Origin of the sequence: Guyparkeria sp., assembly GCF_046540515.1 — a bacterium.
Lineage (GTDB): Bacteria > Pseudomonadota > Gammaproteobacteria > Halothiobacillales > Halothiobacillaceae > Guyparkeria.
This window is the reverse complement of the sequence record NZ_JBKHFB010000116.1, coordinates 1-2,911: the sequence shown is the minus strand read 5'-3', so window position 1 is coordinate 2,911 and position 2,911 is coordinate 1. Positions and strand designations below refer to the sequence as shown.

Below are 2,911 nucleotides of genomic sequence, written 5' to 3'. Positions count from 1 at the left end.
GGATCGGGTCGTTGGGGTCGCCGTCGAGCTTGAGCAGGGTCTGGTTGACCCGCTTGAGAAAACGCACCACGTCCTCCTTGTCGTGGGCCTCCTCGAAGATGCCCACGCGGATGCCGCCGAGCTGGGCACGACGCTTCATCAGCGCCTTGTCGCGCAGCAACATGGCCTGGCCGAACAGCTTGGGCTTGTCCAGGAGCACCGAATTGATCGCCCCGGCCCATTCGACGGTCTCCTCGTAGAGCGGAATCGCCACGTCCACACCCTTTTCCTGCAGGGTGTGCGCGATTTCCAGGGAACGATCGTTCAGCCGCTCGAAGTTCCACGGGATGTAGGGAATGTCGTGCTGCTCGCAGTATTCCTCGGCCCAGTCGGGGGCGACCACGACGTAGCGGCGATCGAACGTCTCGGCCGCCTCGACCGCATTGAGCGACCAGCCCAGCAGGGCAACGAAGCCTTTCTCGGGATTCTTTTCCATGGGTACCTCTGATTCGGGCGAAATGGATTTTCAAGCCGACACGGGCTTACCGGCACGTCCATTTGTGCCGCGCGAATCGGTGAAGCGATGCTTAGAGCCTAGTCGACCAATGGGCCATATGTGGCCGAGACGTCCGGTCGACTCGAGAGGTAGCCGCCGTTCGGGTCGCCGCGCGACCGGACTCACGGCCGCTCGTGACGCGGGTCGGGAAGAACGGGGCGCTCGGGTCTAGCCTTGTGATTCAACGCACCGTGCCGGAGGTCTCATGTCCCGTCTTGCCCGATTCGTTCCCGCTCTGGCCAGCCTTGCCGCCGCCGTGATTCCGACGACCGCCGTGGCCGAGTCGTACTGGGACACCCTGGAATGGCAGGTGCGCCCGTTGGTGCTGGTGGAGGGCGGCCCGGAGGCCGATGACTGGACCGGACGACTGCTGGGCGATCGCTGCGCGCTGGTCGAGCGTCGCATTCACTGGTTGGTCATCGAGGAGAATGGAACGGTGCAGCGCCGGTTCGATGGCGGCGAGACGGCCGAATTCGAGTCGACCACGCTCGATGAAGAGGCGGCCTCCAACGTACGTGAACGGGTGGGATGGTCCAGTGGTGATGGTACCCGCCTGCAGTTGTTCGGTCTGGACGGGCAGGAAAAGTACCGCGGTCAGCCGGATGGGCTGGCCACCATCTGGTCACTGATTGACGGCATGCCGATGCGCCGTGCCGAGATGGGGCGTGAACCGGATGATTGCCGTGACTGACATGCATATCGCCCGAGAGGAGCGGGATCAGAAAATTCGATAAGGCGCATATTGATTTGCCCGACGCGACGCGCAAGGATGGCAGTGAGCCTAATCGTTAGCTGACTTTCTTTCGTCGCGCTCACTCAAGGAGGAACCCATGATCCGTCGCTTCACCCGTCTTCTTCAGGCAGCCGGTCTCGCCATGGCCGCGCTGGCACTCGCGCCGACCGTGGTCGCCGAGAATCTGCACAACCGCGCCGCCATCGATGGGCTGGAGAGCGTCAAGGCCGTCTACGACGTGCGCAAGTCCAATCCGAACGCGCTGGACATGTACCTGAAGGCCATCATCACCAACGTCGAGAACCTCGAGAAGGAGGGCGTTCAGGCCGATCTGGTGATGGTGTTCATCTCCCATTCGGTCAAGTTCATCAATACCGCACCGGCGCTGGAGACCGAGGCCGACTACGGCGACGCGCTGGCCAGCATTGCCAAGAGCGTCGAGACACTGCAGGAGTTGGGCGTGCGCATGGAGGCCTGCAACGGGGCTACCCGGGCGTTCGATGTCGACAACGACACCCTGCTGCCGGGGATCGAGCCGGTGCGCTCGGGCTTCATCTCGCTGATGGGCTACCAGAACAACGGCTACGCCCTGATCCCCGTGTACGATTAGGGGAGCGGCCCAGGCGGGGATCGGTGCGAGTCGGGTCTTCCCGGTCGACGGCTGCATTGAATCGGCAAGGCCCGTTCCCGGGTCGGCAGCAATTGTTTACCACCCGCCTTCAAGGCGGGTTTTTCGATGGCAGGAGAGGGAAGGAAACCATGACCGACGGCAAACCGACGATCGGCCTGGCGCTGGGCAGCGGGGCGGCGCGTGGCTGGGCACATATCGGCGTGATCCGCGCGCTGGAGGGGGCCGGTCTGCGCCCGTCAATGGTGGCCGGTTGTTCGATTGGTGCGCTGGTCGGTGCCGGTTATGCCGGCGAATCGCTGGACAAGCTCGAGGACTGGGTGCGCGGGATCCGCTCCTGGGACGTGATGCGGCTGCTGGATATACGGCTGGGTGGCGGGCTGATCGAGGGGGACAGCCTGATGCGCTCGCTGGCACGGCAGGTCGAGCCGGTGGATATCGAGAACCTGCGGGTGCCATTCGCCGCGGTGGCCACCGACCTCGAGGCCGGTCGCGAGGTCTGGTTGCGCGAGGGCAGCCTGATGGAGGCCGTGCGTGCCTCGATCGCCGTGCCCGGGCTGATGTCGCCGGTACGCAACCAGGGGCGCTGGCTGGTCGACGGTGGACTGACCGACCCGGTGCCGGTCTCGTTGTGCCGGGCGCTGGGTGCCGACGTGGTGATCGCGGTCAACCTCAACAGCGATCTCGTCGGGAGGCACGTGCGTGACATTCGCGGGGCGGCGCGTCACGACACCGATAACGTCAGCGGCCTGCGCAAGTGGGTCGAGGGCGTGGACGCGCGCTTTCTCGACGGTCGGATAGGCGAATGGCTGGAAGAACGCGACAAGGACGAGCCCACGCCCGGCATGCTCGACGTGATGGCCGGCGCGATCAACATCATGCAGGACCGCATCACGAGAAGTCGCATGGCCGGCGACCCGCCAGAGCTGCTGATCTCCCCGCGGCTTTCGCACATCGGCCTGCTCGAGTTCGAGCGCGCCGCCGAGACCATCGAGGTCGGTCGCAAGGCCGCCGA

3 protein-coding genes and 1 pseudogene are annotated in these 2,911 nt (G+C 64.9%); 3 read left to right on the top strand and 1 reads right to left on the bottom strand.

What is annotated here, in order from left to right; all coding sequences use genetic code 11:
• Positions 1–475, bottom strand: a pseudogene (locus tag ACLFRM_RS09320) (carboxylate--amine ligase); the annotation flags it as partial.
• 265 nt (positions 476–740) lie between these two features.
• Between ACLFRM_RS09320 and ACLFRM_RS09315 the strand changes: the two are divergent.
• From ACLFRM_RS09315 to rssA, 3 genes are all read left to right on the top strand, one after another.
• Complete coding sequence (locus tag ACLFRM_RS09315; protein WP_410755462.1) at positions 741–1,226, top strand: DUF4174 domain-containing protein; 486 nt, start codon at positions 741–743, stop codon at positions 1,224–1,226.
• 184 nt (positions 1,227–1,410) lie between these two features.
• Positions 1,411–1,878, top strand: a complete 468-nt coding sequence (locus tag ACLFRM_RS09310) for a DsrE family protein (protein WP_410755463.1) — start codon at positions 1,411–1,413, stop codon at positions 1,876–1,878.
• Between the two features lie 149 nt (positions 1,879–2,027).
• Positions 2,028–2,911: patatin-like phospholipase RssA (rssA, locus tag ACLFRM_RS09305; RefSeq protein ID WP_410755461.1), on the top strand; the 884-nt coding region annotated here is incomplete at its 3' end.

What these genes read in the sequence shown, in the direction of transcription:
- ACLFRM_RS09315 (WP_410755462.1), top strand. Translation starts at nt 741, where the DNA reads ATGTCCCGTCTTGCCCGATTCGTTCCCGCTCTGGCCAGCCTTGCCGCC.
- ACLFRM_RS09310 (WP_410755463.1), top strand. Translation starts at nt 1,411, where the DNA reads ATGGCCGCGCTGGCACTCGCGCCGACCGTGGTCGCCGAGAATCTGCAC.